At 64.6% G+C, this 19,069-nt stretch carries 17 protein-coding genes; 8 read left to right on the top strand and 9 right to left on the bottom strand.

What is annotated here, in order from left to right; all coding sequences use genetic code 11:
- Positions 1-35: 35 nt before the first annotated feature.
- Complete coding sequence (locus ACVW1B_RS16045; protein ID WP_456821775.1) at positions 36-1,043, bottom strand: carbon-nitrogen hydrolase family protein; 1,008 nt, start codon at positions 1,041-1,043, stop codon at positions 36-38.
- Between the two features lie 207 nt (positions 1,044-1,250).
- On the opposite strand from ACVW1B_RS16045, the gene ACVW1B_RS16050 reads away from it, so the two are divergent.
- The 3 genes from ACVW1B_RS16050 (at position 1,251) to ACVW1B_RS16060 (ending at position 4,269) form a co-directional block, all read left to right on the top strand.
- Positions 1,251-2,207 carry an AraC-like ligand-binding domain-containing protein gene (locus ACVW1B_RS16050; RefSeq protein ID WP_456821776.1) on the top strand — a complete coding sequence of 319 codons (957 nt, stop codon included), beginning with the start codon at positions 1,251-1,253 and terminating at the stop codon, positions 2,205-2,207.
- A gap of 162 nt (positions 2,208-2,369) precedes the next feature.
- On the top strand, positions 2,370-2,723 hold the full coding sequence (locus tag ACVW1B_RS16055) for a PilZ domain-containing protein (protein WP_092078248.1): 354 nt from the start codon (positions 2,370-2,372) through the stop codon (positions 2,721-2,723).
- Between the two features lie 124 nt (positions 2,724-2,847).
- Positions 2,848-4,269 carry an MFS transporter gene (locus ACVW1B_RS16060; protein WP_456821777.1) on the top strand — a complete coding sequence of 474 codons (1,422 nt, stop codon included), beginning with the start codon at positions 2,848-2,850 and terminating at the stop codon, positions 4,267-4,269.
- A gap of 84 nt (positions 4,270-4,353) precedes the next feature.
- Here ACVW1B_RS16060 and clpA read toward each other — a convergent pair whose 3' ends face one another.
- The gene (gene clpA, locus ACVW1B_RS16065) at positions 4,354-6,759 is read right to left on the bottom strand and encodes an ATP-dependent Clp protease ATP-binding subunit ClpA (protein WP_076834521.1); all 2,406 of its coding nucleotides are present in this window, start codon (positions 6,757-6,759) and stop codon (positions 4,354-4,356) included.
- A 259-nt stretch (positions 6,760-7,018) separates the two neighbouring features.
- Positions 7,019-7,351: an ATP-dependent Clp protease adapter ClpS gene (clpS, locus tag ACVW1B_RS16070; protein WP_038385792.1), complete on the bottom strand. Its 333-nt coding sequence runs from the start codon at positions 7,349-7,351 to the stop codon at positions 7,019-7,021.
- On the opposite strand from clpS, the gene ACVW1B_RS16075 reads away from it, so the two are divergent.
- Both ACVW1B_RS16075 and ACVW1B_RS16080 read left to right on the top strand, forming a co-directional pair.
- Positions 7,344-7,520, top strand: coding sequence for a hypothetical protein (locus ACVW1B_RS16075; protein ID WP_456821778.1), 177 nt, complete (start codon positions 7,344-7,346; stop codon positions 7,518-7,520). The two genes, clpS and ACVW1B_RS16075, sit on opposite strands and share 8 nt — an antisense overlap.
- Before the next feature lie 345 nt (positions 7,521-7,865).
- On the top strand, positions 7,866-9,746 hold the full coding sequence (locus ACVW1B_RS16080) for a pilus assembly protein TadG-related protein (RefSeq protein WP_456821779.1): 1,881 nt from the start codon (positions 7,866-7,868) through the stop codon (positions 9,744-9,746).
- A 72-nt stretch (positions 9,747-9,818) separates the two neighbouring features.
- Here the strand turns inward: ACVW1B_RS16080 and ACVW1B_RS16085 are convergent, their stop codons facing one another.
- Positions 9,819-10,157 (bottom strand): phasin family protein, encoded by a 339-nt coding sequence (locus tag ACVW1B_RS16085; protein ID WP_016844841.1) that lies wholly within the window; start codon positions 10,155-10,157, stop codon positions 9,819-9,821.
- Positions 10,158-10,584: 427 nt separating this feature from the next.
- On the opposite strand from ACVW1B_RS16085, the gene ACVW1B_RS16090 reads away from it, so the two are divergent.
- Positions 10,585-12,378 carry a serine hydrolase gene (locus ACVW1B_RS16090; RefSeq protein ID WP_456821780.1) on the top strand — a complete coding sequence of 598 codons (1,794 nt, stop codon included), beginning with the start codon at positions 10,585-10,587 and terminating at the stop codon, positions 12,376-12,378.
- A 240-nt stretch (positions 12,379-12,618) separates the two neighbouring features.
- Here ACVW1B_RS16090 and ACVW1B_RS16095 read toward each other — a convergent pair whose 3' ends face one another.
- The 4 genes from ACVW1B_RS16095 to ACVW1B_RS16110 all read right to left on the bottom strand — a co-directional run bounded on the left by ACVW1B_RS16095 (position 12,619) and on the right by ACVW1B_RS16110 (position 16,508).
- Complete coding sequence (locus ACVW1B_RS16095; protein WP_168857452.1) at positions 12,619-13,338, bottom strand: DnaJ domain-containing protein; 720 nt, start codon at positions 13,336-13,338, stop codon at positions 12,619-12,621.
- A gap of 84 nt (positions 13,339-13,422) precedes the next feature.
- Complete coding sequence (locus ACVW1B_RS16100) at positions 13,423-14,163, bottom strand: vWA domain-containing protein (protein WP_168857453.1); 741 nt, start codon at positions 14,161-14,163, stop codon at positions 13,423-13,425.
- An 89-nt stretch (positions 14,164-14,252) separates the two neighbouring features.
- Positions 14,253-15,194 carry an alpha/beta hydrolase gene (locus ACVW1B_RS16105; RefSeq protein WP_050999547.1) on the bottom strand — a complete coding sequence of 314 codons (942 nt, stop codon included), beginning with the start codon at positions 15,192-15,194 and terminating at the stop codon, positions 14,253-14,255.
- 390 nt (positions 15,195-15,584) lie between these two features.
- The gene (locus ACVW1B_RS16110) at positions 15,585-16,508 is read right to left on the bottom strand and encodes a division plane positioning ATPase MipZ (RefSeq protein WP_456821781.1); all 924 of its coding nucleotides are present in this window, start codon (positions 16,506-16,508) and stop codon (positions 15,585-15,587) included.
- Between the two features lie 280 nt (positions 16,509-16,788).
- Between ACVW1B_RS16110 and panC the strand changes: the two genes are divergently transcribed.
- Together panC and ACVW1B_RS16120 are read left to right on the top strand one after the other, a co-directional pair.
- Entirely contained in the window at positions 16,789-17,640 is an 852-nt protein-coding gene (panC, locus tag ACVW1B_RS16115; protein WP_028336416.1) for a pantoate--beta-alanine ligase, read from the top strand.
- Between the two features lie 141 nt (positions 17,641-17,781).
- Positions 17,782-18,528, top strand: a complete 747-nt coding sequence (locus ACVW1B_RS16120) for a hypothetical protein (protein ID WP_456821782.1) — start codon at positions 17,782-17,784, stop codon at positions 18,526-18,528.
- 43 nt (positions 18,529-18,571) lie between these two features.
- On the opposite strand, the gene ACVW1B_RS16125 is transcribed toward ACVW1B_RS16120, so the two are convergent.
- Positions 18,572-19,012: a DUF1489 family protein gene (locus ACVW1B_RS16125; RefSeq protein WP_028336418.1), complete on the bottom strand. Its 441-nt coding sequence runs from the start codon at positions 19,010-19,012 to the stop codon at positions 18,572-18,574.
- Positions 19,013-19,069: the final 57 nt, after the last annotated feature.

Genomic DNA, 19,069 nt, shown 5'->3' on the forward strand with positions numbered 1-19,069 from the left:
AGCGGTTTTCCGAAAAGATCATGCCCGTAGTCTGTTCAGCTCGCGGCCGCGTCGATCTCTTCGACGTCGAGCGGCAGCGCGAAATGCTCGACGCGCTTCGAGGGCTTCTTGTTCAGCAGCAGACGCGTGACATCGGGCCGCGAATAGTGCCCGGCCGGATCGGCGGCGTTCTTGGCGATCCCGATCGCGCCGAGATCGATATCGGCGAGCAGCAGGCCCTCCTGCTCGGGCGGCAGCTTCTCGGCGATCGAGCTGCCGTCCGGCCCGTAGATCGCGGCATGTCCGCCGCCGACATGCAGCAGCGCGTGCTTGTCGTCGCGGTCGCACATCTCGTCGACCATCGCCTGCGAGACCGTGGCGCAGGGCGCCAGCACGAAGCACGAGCCCTCGACCGCATAGACCCGCGAGGCCGCATTGTTGACCTCCCAGCCGAGCGCCGGCGCGAACGGATCGTACAGCGAGAAGCTCGGCCAAGCCGCGACATGGACCTGCTCGTTCTGGGCGTACATCGCGTATTTCGACAGCGGCTGCAGATGCTCCCAGCAGCACAGCGCGCCGAGCCGGCCGATGCCGGGACGGTCATGCACCGCAAGGTCGCTGCCGTCGCCCTCGCCATAGACGGTGCGCTCGGCATGGGTCGGCCGCAGCTTGCGCCGCTTCGCGATGGTCTCGCCGTCGGGCCCGATCAGCCATTGCGCGAGGTAGAGGCTGCCGCCGTCGCGCTCGGACAGGCCGAGCACCGCGGTCATGCCGGCCTTCTTCACCGCGAGCCGCAGCTTCTCGGCCTGCGGGCTGTCGTAGCTCAGCGAGTTGTCGAAATAGCGCTGCACGAAGCCGCGCCCGATCGCCCAAGCCGGCGAGTCCAGCCAGATGTACCAGGGATAGCCAGGGATGAAGGCTTCGGGGAACGCGATCAGCTTCGCCCCTTTGGCGGCGGCCTCCTCGATCAGCGCGATGGACTTGGCGATGGAGGCGTCGAGGTCGAGCCAGGCTGGTGCGGCCTGCACCACCGCAACGCGGTATTTCGGATGTTCGATGCCCATGATGTCCTCCTCGCGGCCGACGCTTCCGGCCGGTTCGTGCTTGATCGGCCATGGCGGCCTCTGACATCATGCTGCCCCGGGACCGGGCACGCCGTTCGACCAGGACGGAAGGAAAATTCGACTGCGGAGGAGATTCCCCGGCCGTCCCCGGTATGAAGCTTGCTTTGTTTGCGTGGCCAGCGTTTGCACTCGTGAAGGGAGGAAATCATGCCGGCGCTGTTCACCACGGAAGACGCGCCCACCCATCGGCGCCTTGCGCTCTGGCAGGACATCGTCTGCGACGTGTTCGTGCAGCTCGACTGCAAGTCCGACCTCGGCACCGCCTTCCACGGCGCCATCACCAGCGCGCAGCTGGGCGCGGTGAAATGCTCGGTCGTCTCGTCGAGCCGGCAACGGGTGCTGCGTACCCCGTCGCGGATCGCTCGCGCCAGCGAGGATTTTGTTCTGTTCGCCCTCGGCCGGAGTGGCGCGGGCGCCGTAGTGCAGGACGGCCGCGAGACCGTGATCCAGCCCGGCGAGTTCGCATTCTACGACACCACCCGGCCCTATGAATTGCGCTTCAACGCCGACTTCACGCAGACCATCTTCCAGGTGCCGCGCGCCATGCTGCACCGGCGCTTTGCCGGCACCCAGGGCTTAACTGCGGCCACGTTCACATCGGATCGTCCCGTGCAGCGGCTCGCCTGGCAGTTCATCGCGGGGCTCTCCGAGATCGCCGACAAGCTCGATCCTGACAACGCGATCCGCCTTGCCGACCAGGCCGCCGACCTGCTGGCGATGGCGATGAGCGAGCGACTCGGCGGCGCCGCGCTGCCCGCCTCGACCCACCGCTCCGCGCTGCTCTACCGGCTGAAGGCGCATGTGCTTGCGCATCTGCCGAACCCCGAGCTCAACCTCACCGAGACCGCCGCCGCGCTCGGCATCTCGCCGCGCTACGTCAACAGCCTTTTGGCCGACGAGGACACCTCGTTCCAGCGCTTCGTGCTGGCGCAGCGGCTGGAGCGCTGCAAGCGCGACCTCGCCTCACCAGCGCACGCGCATCGCCACATCGGCGAGATTGCATTCGCCTGGGGCTTTAACGATCTCTCGCATTTCGGCCGCGTGTTCCGCGACCACTACGGCCTGTCGCCGCGCGACTGGCGGCAAAGCCGGCTGCCGAACTAAAGCTTTTCGAGGGAAGCCATAGGTCTCTTGCGGCGCAAAATAGCCGGGAATCCACGCCCTCACGGATGCAAATATTTACACTAACTGCAACGGGTTCCCCGGCGCCCTTCTTTTCGCTGGGGCGGACCGGTACAGTCGTGCCGTTCATTTGGAGGATTTCCCATGCAGGACCGGCGCCAGAGCGTACGCGAGAAGGTGTTCTATGGTGCGGTTGCGGAGATCAATGAACGCGGCTCGACGATGGATTGCGTCGTCCGCAACATCAGCGAAGGCGGTGCCTGCGTTGAATTTAGCCATGCCGCGCACTTGCCCGAAGAGATGAATCTCAGCGTCGCACGCAAGGGCCGCTCGTTCCTGGCCCGTCTGATCTGGCGCCAGGCCAACAAGGTCGGCCTCGCCTTCCGGATCATGACTTCCGACACGCCGGTCAGCGATCTCGACGAGCGGGTCCGCCGCAGCGAGATCAAGAAGCGGCAGCTGCAGCGCCGCATCAACGAATTGCTCGGCCAGGGCTGAGCCGCCTCGGCTCGGAGCCTTCGTTTCGGTCGCGGCCGGCATCCGGCATTCGGGGTTGCAAAGGCCGGGCTAATCCAGCATGCGGTAATCCCCGCAACGCCGGAACCGAGAGCCACTCCACGACATGTCGTCCGCGATCATTGAGCATCCCGACGGGCTGCCGCAGCCGCAGCGCAATTGGGCCATTCTCACGATCGCGCTCGGCCTCGTGATGGCCGTCGTCGACGGCTCGATCGCCAACGTTGCGTTGCCGACCATTGCCCGGGATCTGAACGCTAGCCCCGCGTTCTCGATCTGGATCGTCAACGGCTATCAATTGGCGATCACGATCTCGCTGCTGCCGCTGGCCTCTCTCGGCGAAATCATCGGCTACCGCCGCGTCTATCTGGCGGGGCTGTTGCTGTTCACGCTGGCCTCGCTGTTCTGCGCGCTGTCGCACACCCTGCCGCTGCTGACGGTCGCCCGCATCCTGCAGGGGTTTGGCGCTGCAGGCATCCTCAGCGTCAACACCGCGCTGGTCCGCTTCATCTATCCGCATTCGCTGCTCGGCCGCGGCATCGGCGTCAACGCGCTGGTGGTCGCGATCTCGGCCGCGGTCGGCCCGACCATCGCCTCGTTCATCCTGGCGGTCGGGACCTGGCCGTATCTGTTCGCCATCAATGTCCCGCTCGGTATCGTCACGCTGGCGCTGGGCTGGCGCTTCCTGCCGCACACCAGGCCGGCGGTTCACGCCTTCGACTGGCAGAGCGCCGCGCTGAGCGCCATCGCGTTCGGGTTCGGCATCAGCGCGATCGACAGCGCCGGCCATGGCGGGTCGCTGTATCTCTGCGCATTGGAGTTCGCGGTCGCCGCGGTCGCCTCGCATTTGCTGTACCGGCGGCAGCAGCATCTGCCCTCGCCACTGCTGCCCGTCGACCTGCTGCGGATTCCGATCTTCGCACTCTCGATCGGCACCTCGATCGCCTCGTTCTGCGGCCAGATGCTGGCCTTTGTCGCGATGCCGTTCTATCTGGAAAACCATTTCGGATATTCGGCGGTTCAGATCGGCCTGTTGATCACGCCGTGGCCGATCGCGGTCGCGTTCGCCGCACCGCTCGCGGGCTGGCTGGTGGAACGCTATCCGGCCGGCCTGCTTGGCGGCATCGGCCTGCTGCTGTTCGCGACGGGATTGGGCACGCTGGCCTTGATGCCGGCCAACGCGACGCCAATCGACGTGATCTGGCGCATGGCGCTCGCCGGCGCCGGCTTCGGCCTGTTCCAGACCCCGAATAACCGCACCATGATCGCCGCCGCTCCGCGCGAGCGGTCGGGCGGCGCCAGCGGCATGTTAGGGACCGCGCGCCTGCTCGGACAGACCATCGGCGCCGCTCTGGTGGCGCTGCTGCTGGCGCGCTATCCGGCTGACGGCACCCGGATCTCGCTGATGGTCGGCGTCGGCTTTGCCGTGGGGGGAGCTGTGCTCAGCACGCTCCGGCTGTCTTCGGCCGGCAGCCGCGGCGCCGACCGGGTGCGGGTCCAGGAGGGCCAGCGGCTGAAGGGCGAGTGACGGCGCGGAGACGCGCCTCCCACCGCCAGAAACAAAAAGGCCGGCTGTTCAGCCGGCCTTTTCGTTTGGTTGTTCGCTCGCGCCTCAGACCTTGACCATCGGTCCCTTTGAGGCCGGCCCCTTGGTGCCGCCTCCGCCGCCGTTGGGACCGCCCTTCGGCGGCTTGCGCTTGCGCGGCGGCAGGTTCTCGGGCTTCGGCGTGACCGGGCCCTCGACATATTCGAAGCCGATCTTGTCCTTGGCGGTCGCCTCGTCCTTGACCAGGATGACGCGGACGTGTCCGCCGCCCTTGAGCTGACCGAACAGCACCTCATCCGCGAGCGGCTTCTTGATGTGCTCCTGGATGATGCGCGCCATCGGACGTGCGCCCATCTGCTCGTCATAGCCGTGCTCGATCAGCCAGGCCTTTGCAGGCTCGGACAGCTCGATCGTGACGTCGCGGTCGGCGAGTTGCGCCTCGAGCTGCAGCACGAACTTCTCGACTACCATGCCGATCACCTCGGCATTGAGGTGCGAGAAGGAGACGATCGCATCCAGCCGGTTGCGAAACTCCGGCGCGAACTGGCGATTGATCGCTTCGTGATCGTCGCCTTCCCGCTTCGAGCGGGTGAAGCCGAAGGCCTGCCGCGCAAGATCGGCCGCGCCGGCATTCGTGGTCATGATCAGGATCACGTTGCGGAAGTTGACCTGCTTGCCGTTGTGGTCGGTGAGCCGGCCATGATCCATGATCTGCAGCAGCACGTTGTAGAGATCCGGGTGCGCCTTCTCGATTTCGTCGAGCAGCACGACGCAATGCGGATGCTGGTCCACGCCATCGGTGAGCAGGCCGCCCTGGTCGAAACCGACATAGCCGGGAGGTGCGCCGATCAGGCGCGACACGGTGTGCCGCTCCATGTATTCGGACATGTCGAAGCGCAGCAGCTCGACACCGAGCGACGCCGCCAGTTGCTTGGCCACCTCGGTCTTGCCGACGCCGGTCGGACCCGAGAACAAATAGCTGCCGATCGGCTTCTCCGGCTCGCGCAGGCCGGCTCGCGCCAGCTTGATCGACGCCGCCAGCGACTCGATCGCCTTGTCCTGGCCGAACACCGTGCGCTTCAGGGTCTGCTCGAGATGCTTCAGCACCTCGGCATCGTCCTTCGACACGCTCTTCGGCGGGATCCGCGCCATGGTCGCGATCGTGGTCTCGATCTCCTTGATGCCGATCGTCTTCTTGCGCTTGCTCTCGGCGACCAGCATCTGCGCCGCGCCGGATTCGTCGATCACGTCGATCGCCTTGTCGGGCAGCTTGCGGTCGTGGATGTAGCGCGACGACAGCTGCACCGCCGCCTCGATCGCCTCATTGGTGTATTTCAGCCGATGGTAATCCTCGAAATAGGGCTTCAGGCCCTTGAGGATCGCGATTGCGTCTTCCACCGTCGGCTCGTTGACGTCGATCTTCTGGAAGCGCCGCACCAGCGCGCGGTCCTTCTCGAAGTGCTGACGGTATTCCTTGTAGGTGGTCGAGCCCATGCAGCGGATCGTGCCCGAAGCCAGCGCAGGCTTCAGCAGATTGGACGCATCCATCGCGCCGCCGGAGGTGGCGCCGGCGCCGATCACGGTGTGGATCTCGTCGATGAACAGGATGGCGTTCGGATGCGCCTCCAGCTCCTTCAGGACCTGCTTGAGCCGCTCCTCGAAATCACCGCGATAGCGGGTGCCCGCAAGCAGCGTACCCATGTCGAGCGAGAACACGGTCGCGGCCGCCAGCACTTCCGGCACATCGCTGTCGACGATGCGCTTGGCGAGGCCTTCGGCGATCGCGGTCTTGCCGACGCCGGCTTCGCCGACGAACAGTGGGTTGTTCTTCTGGCGGCGGCACAGCACCTGGATCGCACGGTTGATCTCGGCATTGCGGCCGATCACCGGATCGATCTTGCCGTCGCGCGCCTTCTTGTTGAGGTTGACGCAATAGGTCTCGAGCGCCTCGCCCTTCTTCTTGGCGTCCTCGTTGCCCTTGGTCTCGGTTTCCTCGTCGACGCCGCGCACCGGCCGCGCCTCGGACACGCCGGGCCGCTTGGCGATGCCGTGGCTGATGTAGTTGACGGCGTCGTAGCGCGTCATGTCCTGCTCCTGCAGGAAGTACGCGGCATGGCTCTCGCGCTCGGCGAAGATCGCGATCAGGACGTTGGCGCCGGTCACTTCCTCGCGACCGGACGACTGGACGTGAATCACCGCGCGCTGGATCACGCGCTGGAACCCGGCGGTCGGCTTCGCGTCATCGGCGCCGTCAGTCACCAGGTTTTCGAATTCGGTCTCGAGATAATTAACGAGGCTGGTCCTGAGCTTGTCGAGATCGACGCTGCAGGCCCGCATCACAGCCGCCGCATCCGAGTCATCGATCAGCGACAGCAGCAGATGTTCGAGCGTCGCGTATTGATGGTGACGCTCGTTTGCGATCGCCAATGCACGGTGCAGCGACTGTTCAAGGCTTTGGGAAAAAGTTGGCATTCGCGTCCTCTATGGCCCCCTGCCATCATGATCGCCATTACCGGGTCAGGCAATAACAACCTTCGTGATCGCCTTTGATATAGTTACGACGGATCGTGGCGAAAGACCGGTCCCGCGATGATGGTTTTCTTCTAAATTCGGGGCATCGGGGCGTCGCGCGGCGACGCCCGTGATCGTACGGGAACGCCGTTCACCACCATCAAAAACCGCGATGCAAGACCCGTTCCGCGCCTCGCGGCGGGTCAGTCGTTCCAGCGACCTATTTCTTTTCCATCACGCACTGCAGTGGATGCTGGTGCTTGCGCGCGAAGTCCATGACTTGCGTCACCTTGGTCTCGGCGATCTCGTAGGTAAAAACGCCGCACTCGCCGATCCCGTGATGATGAACGTGCAGCATGATCTTGGTCGCCGCCTCGGCGTCCTTGTTGAAGAATCGTTCCAGCACGTGAACGACGAACTCCATCGGCGTGTAGTCGTCGTTCAGGATCAGGACGCGGTACAGGTTCGGCCGCTTGGTCTTCGGCTTGACCTTGGTGATGACCGAGGTCGACGGGCCGTTGCCCGTCCCATTGCGGTTGTCATCATTGTTCATTTTCGGCGCCGGCGCGGCGGCCACCGCCGGCATCGACGAAACCGGCTCGGAAATCGGGACTGTCAACGTGGATCGCAACATGGCTCAGGCGTTCGAATTCCCCAAGGGAAGCCGGATGGCGGGAAACCGGATGGCAATTGGACGGTGGTCGCGATTGCCGCAAGACTGATCGCGGAACCCCCAGCAATGCTTTCCAGATTGCCGCTCCCGGTCCGATCCGGCGGCCGGATCGACTTCCCGAATATGGGCCTCGCGAGGTCCTGCCGCAAGCGCAGACCCGGCGCGGCCCACCGGTCCGATTCCCGGCACGGCAACCTTCGGAAGGTTAATCATTTCTGCCCGATTTGACAAAGGAGTCGGGCCACCAATTTAGACGTCATTGAGGATAGCGAGCGCTTTTGCCCGGCTTTTGAGCCTCCCCCGCGCCGCCCTGCCGGGTTTCCGGCGCCCGATTCACCATCTGTTTAGCGGCGCCGGTCGAGATGCCACCGCAATCCATTTCGACGAGAGTGCCATGCTTGGTTCAGCCATTTCCGATCGCGTCTGCGCGGTTGCTCGCCGGTTTTCCAGGGCAAATAACGGCAATGTCGCGGTGATCTTCACCTTCGCAATGCTGCCGCTCCTCGCTTTCGTGGGAGCCGCGATCGACTATACCCGCGCCAACAACGCCCGCTCCGCGATGCAGGCGGCGCTCGATTCGACCGCACTGATGCTGTCCAAGGATCTGACCATGGGCAACATCACGGCTGCGGAGATCCCGAGCAAGGCGCAGACCTATTTCACCGCGCTTTACACCAACAAGGACGGCCAGGGCATTTCCGTCACGGCCAACTATACCACCCCGACCTCGAGCGCGGCGGCCACCATCCTGCTCGGCGGATCCGGCCACATCAAATCCGATTTCATGCAGCTGGCCGGCTTTCCGACGCTGGGTTTCAAGAGTTCGACGACCACCACTTGGGGCAACGTCAAGATGCGCGTCGCCCTCGCCCTCGACAACACGGGATCGATGGCGCAGGACGGCAAGATCACCGCGCTGCGCAACGCCGTGGCCGGAACCGGCGGACTGATCGACCAGCTCAGCGCGCTGAGCAAGAACAACGGTGACGTCTACATCTCCGTCATTCCGTTCGCCAAGGTCGTCAATGTCGGCACCAGCAATGTCGGCCAGAGCTGGATCGACTGGACCGACTGGCTCAACCCGCCGACCACGCAGCCCGCCAACGGCACCATGCAAGCAAGCCTGCCGATGAACTGGCACGCGGTCGGACCCAGTGCGCGATGCCCCTGGACCAACAACAATGGCGGCTTCACCTGCACGAAGAACCCGACCAGCACGTCCAACGCGAACTATATCCCCTCGAGCGGGACTTATTCCGGCTACATTTGCCCCAGCGTCGATGCGAACTCGCACACGCGCTACAATGGCTGCTGGGTGAGCACCGCGGCCGGCACAGGCGTGTTCTGCAGCGGCTCGAACTCGTGTGCATGTCCGACGGACTCCACGGGCAACGCGGTGTCCGGCTGCAGTTGCAAGACGACCGGCGGCGTCTATCAGTGCACCGGCAAGCTGTATACCCACGACTGGACGCAGCCGGGCCCCAACGACACGGTGGACAATACGAGCCAGCCCCGGGTCAGCGCCGTTGTCGGGTGGACCAACAACCAGTGGACCTCGACCAGTCAGACCCCGACGGTGAAGAACGACTGGCGGCAAGCCTCCACCAATCCGATCGGCAACTGGACGGGCTGCATCACGGACCGCACCCAGCCGAACGATGCGACCGGCGTGCTGCCGGCGTCGTCCGACGTCACCACGCTGTTCCCGGCCAACGAGTACTATGAGAACAGCACATTCTATTGCAGCAGCAGCGCCTCGACGCCGCTCGAGCCCATCATTCCGCTGAGCTACAACTGGAGCGCGCTCAAGACGGCGGTCAACGCGATGCAGCCGACCGGCGGTACCAACCAGGCGGTCGGCTTGGCGTGGGCGTGGCAGTCCCTGCTGGTGGGTGGTCCGCTGAACGCGCCGTCGGAGGACACCAACACGACCTACAACCGGGTCATCATCCTCTTGTCCGACGGTCTGAATACCGAGGACCGCTGGCCCGACTACGGCGACGGCAGCTCGCAAGCCTCAGGCAATCCGATCGACGCAAGGCAGGCATTGATGTGCCAAAACCTGCAGAACGCGAAGGATTCCAACGGAGCGCCGTTGTACACGATCTACACGATCCAGGTGAACACGAGTTCGCCCGCCGATCCGACCTCGACCGTCCTGAAGAACTGCGCCAGCACGCCCGACAAATTCTTCATGCTGACCAGCTCGACCCAGATCCTGACGACGTTCAACACGATCGGAACCGCCCTCAGCAAGCTGCGGCTGGCCAAATAGTCGCCCGCTTCAGGCACAACAAAAAAGCCCGGCCAAACGGCCGGGCTTTTCGTTTGTCTTGGTCGGCAACGCTTACTGAGCGGCGGGCGCAAACTTGGAGACCAGACCCTCATAGGGCTTGAAGGTCTGCTTGGCGCAGTCGCTGTACAGGCCGGCGATCTTCTGCGATTCCGCAACGAAGGTCTCGTAGGACGAGCGCAGGTACTCGGTCTGCGCCTCGAGCGCCTTGTCGAGCGACTTCACGCCCGACAGCTTCTCGACGAACGACTTGGTGTCCTCAAAGGACTTCTTGGCGTAGTCGCCATAGGCGGTGGCGATGGCCTGAACGCCGCTCTGCAGGTTGTTGGCCGACGCGGTGACCGACTCGAAATGCTCTTTGCCGTAGTTCTGAATGTCTTCGATCTTGACCATGGATGGAATTCCTTTTCCCAGACTTGAAGGCGCAAATTCCCATTGCCGGGAAGCTCCCGGCCCCCTGACGCCGATAGCCATATCGCATCGCACAATAGAGTCAATGAATATTGTGCATCGCACAATCACACACACACACCCGAATCTCCGGCATTTGCGATAAACCCCGGGGGACTACGCAACGGTTGCTTAATCTTTTGGAAACTCGGTCCGCCTAACCTGATTCCCGGACTTTGTTCGCCTTCCGACAGACAGCCTCGAAAGCTATTTATGAACAACACCTTAGCTAGAAGAGCGACCTGAGCCGCCACGTGGGCCGATGGTTCTGCCCGAAGTGGTTTGTTGCGCAGGCAAGGATCGATGGCCGCTGGGCACAATTTCGCCTCACGAGCCAGTGATCTAGATAGAAATTGGGACGGGGAAGTAGATGCTTCGAACAACCTTGGCCTCCTCGCGGGCGCTGCGAGTTGGCGTTCTTGGGCTCGTTACCGTCACGACGGCGATCCTGATCACGAGTGATAGCGCCGAGGCGCGCCGTCACCGGCGGCACTACGCCCGTCACCACCACAGCCAGGAAGCGCGCGAAAGCTACAGCCCGCAATTCGCGTCGATCATCGTCGACGGCAACACCGGTTCGGTGCTCACCGCCACCAGTCCCGACGGCCTGCGCCACCCCGCCTCGCTGACCAAGATCATGACGCTCTATCTGCTGTTCGAGCGCCTCGATTCCGGAAAGATGAAGCTCGACACCGAAATGCCGGTGTCCGAGCACGCCTCCGAACAGGACCCGACCAAGCTCGGCCTGCGGCCCGGCTCGACCATCAAGGTCGAAGACGCCATCAAGGGCCTGGTCACCCGCTCCGCCAATGACGCCGCGGTCGTGATCGCCGAGGCGATCGGCGGCAGCGAAGACGATTTCGCCCGGATGATGACCCGCAAGGCCCGTGCGCTCGGCATGAGCCGGACCGTCTATCGCAACGCCTCCGGCCTGCCCAACGATGAGCAGGTGACGACGGCGCGCGATCAATCGACCCTCGGCCGCGCGATCCAGGACCGCTTCCCGCGCTATTACCGCTACTTCTCGACCTCGGTGTTTAACTTCCGCGGCCAATCGATCCGCAACCACAACCATCTGCTCGGCAACGTCGAGGGCGTCGACGGTATCAAGACCGGCTACACTCGCGCCTCCGGCTTCAACCTCGTGACCTCGATGCGCCGCGGCAATCGCTTCCTGGTCGGCGTGGTGCTAGGCGGCCGCAGCGGCGGCTCGCGTGACGCCATCATGCGCAACCTGCTCGCCGAGAACGTCGGGAAGGCCGCGACCACCCGCACTGCCGCCGCTATCACCGAACGCAATCCGGCCGATGCCAATGTGGAGGTCGCCGACGCGGATAATGCGCGCGCGCCGGACACCTCGCCCGTCGCGGCATCGGAGCCCGCCGCTGCAGCTGCCGCGATCCAGGCGCCGCGCCCGGCCAGCAAACCCTCGCTGATGGCGGCGGCCGCCGCCGCGCTGCCGCCGCTTCCGGCCAAGCCGGAGCCGCAGGCCAAGCCCGAGCCGGCGCCGCTGACCTCAGGCGTGATCCAGACCCAGCCGATCGCCGCGATCCCCGGCTCGGCTGAACCGATGAAGCCGGTCAAGGTGAAGACGGTGCAGGTCAAGGCCGGCCAGATCAAGCTCGCCGCGGCCGGCCCGGCGCAGTCCGCGCCTCCGATCACCAACACGATCCCCTCGCGCGGCGAAGTCCCCGAGACCTCCAATGCGATGATGGCGCGGGCCGCCGAGACCTCGAGGCCGGAAATGCCGCCGCAGCCGGCCAATTTCGGCACCGGCAACGGCATCCTCGGCGTGCTACCGGCCTCGGCCGTGCATGCACCCGCTGCCCCGGCGCCACAGGCCGTGGCGTCGATCGAACCCGCAACCCGCAGCGTGCAGGCCGCTCCACCGACCAGCTCAGCAAGGTCGGGCGCCGCGCATACCGGCTGGATCATCCAGGTTGGCGCGCTGGAGTCCGAGGGCGAGGCCAACAAGCGTATCGACCTGGCGCGCAGCTCGGCCCGCGGCCTGCTCAGCAAGGCGGATCCGTTCACCGAGGTGGTCGCCAAGGACAATCGCAAGCTCTATCGCGCGCGCTTTGCCGGCCTCGAGCGCGATCAGGCCGAGGCGGCCTGCAAGACGCTGAAGCGCGCCGAGATCTCCTGCATCACCGTTCGAAACTGATCGTCAGCATCTTCTGATTTCGAAGGGCCGGCGCCGCAAGCGCCGGCCGTTTTGTTTTTTGCCGCCGCGGAAACGGCCGGCCGTCAGAGCGCGGCGCAACCTTGAAACTTCTCGTCAAGCTTTTACGGTTAAGTTTTCCCGAAAGAGCGATCGGCCACGCCGGACAGCGGCGGGCCAGACGGGGCATCAATCAGAAACGGAAGGCAGCTCTCGGCTGTGGCGTTGGTAGCGTAGCCGGAGTTAGAGATGCGTGCGAAGCAGAGTGTCCTTGGCCTCGTTCACACGGGCCGCGAGGTACGTCGAGCCCCCCTGGTCGGGATGGAGTTTCTTCATCAGGGTTCGGTGAGCCCGGCTGATGTCGTCGCGCGACGCTCCCGGCTGCAGGCCAAGGATCTGATAGGCCTCCTCGTTCGTCATTTTGCCGCCCGACGCCGCACGGCCCTGCCCCCGTGCCCGGTCGCCCTGTGCGTCCTGACGCCAGGCGGGAAAGCGGCGGTCCAGATAGCTTTCAAGTAGCGCGACGCTCTCGGCGTCGAAGCTCGGGACCATCGCCAATAGCTGCGACAGGTCGAACTCATCGAGCATGCGGCCGGCCTGCGGTCCGGCCACGATCTGGCCCCTGAGCACGCCGCTGCCGTGATCGAGGGTCATATCGAGATATTGCGAGCGCACCCGCGAGCTTTGTCCCTGGCTGCGCGAACCGCCGAACATGCCGCCGAGATTGGGAAATCCGGTGCTTCCGAACGGCGACCAGCCGAGCAGTCCGGCGCCGAAAATGCCGAGCGGAATTGCCACCGCCAGTTCGCCCCGCACACCGGTAAAGGCCGCGACCGCCAGCGCGAGCACCCCGCCGCCGATCTTGATCGCGCGCGCAAGCACGGCGGGATTGGCCGCACGGAACATCTGCAGCGCGGAATAAAGGACGACAACGGCGATGACGCCGGCGATCAGCGTTGGCATGTCGGGAATATAGGCGGCCCGGCGGCAAAAAGCATGCGAAGCTTCGTCTCACCGGCATCAGGCGGAGCCTGACGCGACGCGGCGCTATTTCATCTGGCCGATCAGCTTCGCCGCGCCGCTCGTCGTCTTCGCCAGTTGCAGCAGCGCCTCGCGGCCGCCGGCGGCATAGGCTGCGGCGGCACGCAGCAATTCGCGGAGCTGGGCGGCCGCGCCGGGATCGAACCTGCACCAGGCGCCGCCGGTCAGTCGCGCGATCTCGCGAAACGTTTGCTCGGCGGTCGCATCCCTGCCCTCCTGGAACATGAAGACCGGCACCTTGAGCAGGCCGAGCTCACCGGCTTTGGCGCAGAGATCGTCGGCGCTCTCCTCCATCGCGTCGCCGACGAACACCAAGGCGCGCACCCCTGCCTCGACCGCTTCGCGACGCGTCTCGGACAGCACCTTGCCGATCTGGGTGTTGCCGCCCTGGCAATCGATCTTGCTCATCAGCCGCGCGAGCTGCGCGCTGTCGGAGATCCAGCCCGACGCACGGCATTCATTGAAGCCGCGATAATAGACGAGGCGGATATCGAGACTGCCGAGCGCGCCGGCCTCGCGGAACATGTCCGCCTGCAGCGTGCACGCCATGTCCCATGTCGGCTGCCGGCTCATCGTGGCGTCGAGCGCGAACACCAGCCTGCCGTGGGCGCCGGCGCGATGCGGCGACATCGCCCGCGCCTTGGCGACGAATGCCGCGATGTCGTTCGCGCTGGATGCCGGCACGCCAGGCGCATGGGCCGGGCGTACATCGCTTCCGGATGTCGGTTTGATCGTCTTGCCGGCCATCAGCGCTTGCCTCGTACAGCAAACACTATGTGGGCCGCGGCAGTGGATTGGTCAACGTGACCGGCCAGCCTGGACCGCGGGCCGCCCGGTCAATTCGTGACCGACGGATCCTTCTTCGTCTCGGTCTTGGTCAGCGAGAGCGACTTCTTGAGCTTATCGGTCAAGGTCTGAGGTTTCTCGACCGGCACGTAGAGCGAGACGGGACCGGGCTCCAGAATCTTCGGCGGCGCATTCCTGGTGTCGACCGGCGCGACAGCGCTGTCGGTGTCGGCGAGGAATTTATCGAGCATGGCCTGGATCGAGTCCTTGGCCTTCTCGGGCCCGGTGTCACGCATGTCGTTGTGCTGGAAGTTGGTGTTCACCACGGTGATGCCGGCCTTCTCGCATTCGTCGGCATCGGGAACGACACCCGGATCGGGCTTGAACTGCGAGTCATGCGAACGGAACGACAGGATCTTGAACTTGCCGTCGGTCATGAACGGCACGCGCAGATTGTCCAGAGTCACCACCTTCTTGATCTCGTCCGGATACTGCTTGGCGAAATACATCGCGATGTCGCCGCCATTGGAATGGCCGACCATCGTCAGCTTGCTGTAGTCCGCGTTCGGCTGGCGCTTCTTCATCTCCTCGATCGCGAACTTGATGTTGGTGATGCCGCGCTGGTACTGCGGCAGGCGGCCGACATAGAGCTCACCGACCTTGGTCACCATCGGTCCGTCCGACGGCAGGTCGTTCTGAATGCTGATGGTCAGATAGCCGCGCGCCGCGAACACGTTCGCGAGGAAGGAATATTCGGTGAATTTGACGGTATTGCCATGATTGAGGATCGCAACCGGCAGCGTGATCATGCCAGCGTCGGCCTGCATCTCCTTGTCGAAGCGCACGGCAACGTCGACCGCGACCGGCCGCTCATCGCGCGTCGGGTCCTTGAACATGAGAGTTTCGTGACGGATCGCCCACTTGCTCGCGGTGAAATAGGCCGCCGTGATCACCACGGAGAGAGAAAGCAGAACGAGAATTCCACGCTTCATGACGTCCTCGAGGTGCCCGCCTTTTCAGGGCTATTCTTGGCCGGAGACTCTTCGGCCTCCTTTTGAGAATATATGTCACAGCGCTGTGACAGGAAGTCTAAAAGTTGGGACTTCGCAGCACGTTCATTGTGCGGTGCACACAACCTTTGTGCATTCGCTTCTGGCGCCATGGCTCTGCGGCACGATAATACCTCAAGACCAACCGACGGGGAGCGGAAACGCGGCTGGCTTGGGAAAACCGGATCTGGCCAGCTTTGTTCCGGCATATTGGCGACGGAGTGGCCGAAAACCCCGCAAGACTACCGTACTTCTGGACGGGCCAGGAAGTGACGATAGTCACTTCCTGGACGCCCGACGCCCTGGAACCTGCCAGAAGGAGTGCCCGGCGGTCTAGCTGCCGATGATGTCGTCGACTTCCAGCGGCTTGTCGACCTGGCTGAACCATTCGGCCCGGTTGGCGGCCCTGCGGCGGCCGCGCTCGTCGAGCGGCAGCTTGAGCTGGCGCAGCAGGCTCATCACCTCCTCGCGGGCGGTGACGTGACCGAGGCTCGGGCGGGTGCCGAGCGTCGCCTCGTCGATGTCGTCGAGCGCCGTCAGCCCGCGCGGGAAGAATTCGCGATAGACCACCCGCTCGGCAAAGCCGTCGACCGCACGGAACCCGAGCCGCAGCGAGAGCTGTTTCAAGCCGTCGGCCACCAGCTGCTTGTTGCGCGAGCCGAGCATCGAGAGCCGGTTGCGCACCACGATCCAGTCGGTCGAGGCGCCATCGAGCTGGCGGCGCTTGCGTCTGGTGTCGCGCACCATCTCCGCATAATGGCTCTCGCCGGTCACCGCATAGGTCGCGGGATCGACGGTGCCGAGCACGTCGAAATCGAGGAAGCTGTCGTTGATCGGGGTCACCAAAGTGTCGGCCATCGAATGCGCGAGCCGCATCAGGTAGCTGTCCGCGCCCGGGGTATCGATGACGATGAAATCGCAGGCGCGTTCCACCGCGCTCACAGCGGCCATGAACTGCTGGAATTCCGCGTTCTCGTTCTCCTCGATCTGCATCGTCTCGCCGTACTTGATGCAGTGGTGTGCCGGGAGCTCGAGGTCGAGCCCGGTGCGTCGCGCCCAGGCCTGGCGATTGCTGATGTAGCGGGTGAAGCTCTGCTGGCGGCAGTCGAGATCGATGCTGGCGACGCGTTGCCCGGCCTTCAGCAGCGCGACGGAGATATGCAGGGCGGTGGTCGACTTTCCCGATCCACCCTTCTCGTTGCCCAGCACGATGACATGTGCGGAGCCGGATTGACCCTGACGAGCCTGCACCAACATGATTCAAATCCCCGCAATGATCTTCAAAGCGAGCGCCGCTGCGGTCAAGTGAAATGCATCGCTGCGACAGGAAATCGATTGCGGCCGTGCTGATGAATCGATCAAGCAAGACTGCTGCGTCGATCGGCGGCTTTGATCCGCGCACGTTCGAGATCGTGTAAGGCTTATCGGCCGGTTTGCCGATCGTGGTTCGGACTTGGTAAGCTGCGTGACCTGCCGAACGCCAACCCGTCCCGCCCAGATTCGTTCCCACCCGGATTGCCCCACGAGCCGAGACCAGATGCCGAGAAATCCCACCGTCGTCCGTACCGTCCCCGCCCTTCGTCGCGCCGTCGACACGCTGCGCGCCAAGAAGGCAACCGTCGCGCTGGTCCCAACCATGGGAGCGCTCCATGACGGCCATGTGTCGCTGGTGCGGCTCGCCAAGCGCCGCGCCAAGCGGGTCGTCGTCTCGATCTTCGTCAACCCGACCCAGTTCGCGCCGACCGAAGATTTCGGCTCCTATCCGCGCACCTGGAAAGCCGACGTCGCCAAGCTCGCCGCCGAGGGCGTCGACCTGATCTGGCATCCCGAGGTGAAGGCGATGTACCCGGACGGCTTCGCCACCAGGATCGTGCCGGAGGGGCCGGCCACCGCCGGGCTCGAGGATCGCTTCCGGCCGCATTTCTTCGGCGGCGTCGCCACCGTGGTCGGCAAGCTGTTCACCCAGGTCCGGCCCGACGTCGCGATCTTTGGCGAGAAGGACTTTCAGCAGCTCCGGGTCGTCACTCAGATGGCCGCGGACCTCGACCTCGGGGTCAAGGTGATCGGATCCAAAACGGTGCGCGAGCGCGACGGTCTCGCGATGTCGTCACGCAACGTCTACCTCTCGCCGGAGGAACGGCGCGCCGCCCCTGAGCTTCACCGGGTGATGAAGCAAACGGCCGGCCGCCTGCGCGCCGGCGAGGATACCGCGACCGCAATGGCTGACGGCGCCGCGGCGATCACCAGGGCCGGCTTCGTGCTCGATTATCTCGAAGTGCGCCACGCCGCCTCCCTGGCGCCGATCGGCTCGCTGAAGGACGGCCCGATGCGGATGCTGGTGGCGGCAAAGCTCGGCAGCACGCGCCTGATCGACAATATCGCGGTCTGAGACCGGACCGGAAAAGTGTGAAACGGTTCATGCGCAGAGAGGATGCGAGCCTGTAATGAGGGCTCGGCCTCATCTGTGCGGCCGGGTGCTTGCGCCACGCTCGCGACGCATGGATGATCGCGCCTTTCAAGGGCGATCGGAATGAACCATTACTTCAGGCAAGGCATTGTTCTTGGCATCGCGCTGCTGGCCGCGGCTGGGGCGCAGGCACAGACCCGGCCGCCGGTCGGCGGCGTCAATTCGGCGCCCGGCGCCATGATCTTCTACGTCGCGCATGGTGCGCCTGATGCCTGCGGCCCCGGCTGCTCGGACTGGATCGCGGCCGAAGGCGCGGTGCAATGGGACACCTACAAGCGCCTGCTAGCGATCCTCGACCGGCAGAACGGACGCAAGCTGCCGGTGGTGATCAATGTCAAACCGGGCTCCGACCTCACCGTCGCTGCCAGCCTCGGTCGCATCCTGCGCGGTCGCGGCATCGATGCGGCGGTGGCGGCAACCGAGGTCGAGGCATGCAACGGAAAACCCGAGGAGGAATGCTTTGCACTGAAGCGGCCTGGCGGCCCGCTGGATGCGAAGGAAAAGCTCTCCGGTGTGCCCTGCGAGCTTGCATGTGTATTGATGCTTGCGGGCGGCGTGCATCGTAACCTGCCGCCCGGCAACCGCGTCATCCTGACCGCAAGGATGCAGATCTACGACCGGCTTGCACCCAACGTCTCTGCCGAGCACCGCGAAAGCCTTACCACAATCTTCACCGATCAGTTCCGGAGATATCTCAGCGAGATGGGGATCGGCCATGAACTGTTCGACGTCACCGCCGACAGGGCGGGTGGCCATTATGTCGAGGTCCCGGCCTCAGAATGGGCTCGGCTGCATCTCGTGACCCAGTGATCCCGGATCACTGCCGTTCGATTGCTCAGAGCAACCCGATTGCTTACAGCAAGCCGAGGTCGCGCAACTCGCGGCGCATCGGCTCGGGCATCGATGCCACGCTGGCGGCGCTCGACTTGGTGAGATCGGCCGGCGCGGAGTCTGCGGTCAGGTAGCGCCAGCCCTGGAACGGCCGCATCGGCCGCGGCGAGACCGCGATCACCTTGGGCTGCATCACCAGCCGGCAGCGTCCGATGCCGTCCTTGTCGCGGAACGGCTCGATGGCGATGATCTTCTCGCGCGCGGCGATCTCGCCGCGGATCACCCAATAGAGCGAGCCGCCGGCAAGGATCTCCTCCTCGCGCTTCGGCGTCATCCGCGTGATGTGGACGTGACGGAGCGGCAGGCCCTTTTTCTTCGCGGTCGCCATCCGTTCGGCAACCCAGCCCTTGAGTTCCTTGACGGAGTCGCAACCGACGGCGAGCTTGATGAGATGAAGCGGCATGCGCCGGATGTAGCGGCCGGCGAGCGCTTTGAAAAGGGAGCGCTCTCCGCGGCGGTG

The organism is Bradyrhizobium sp. USDA 4502 (assembly GCF_054063355.1).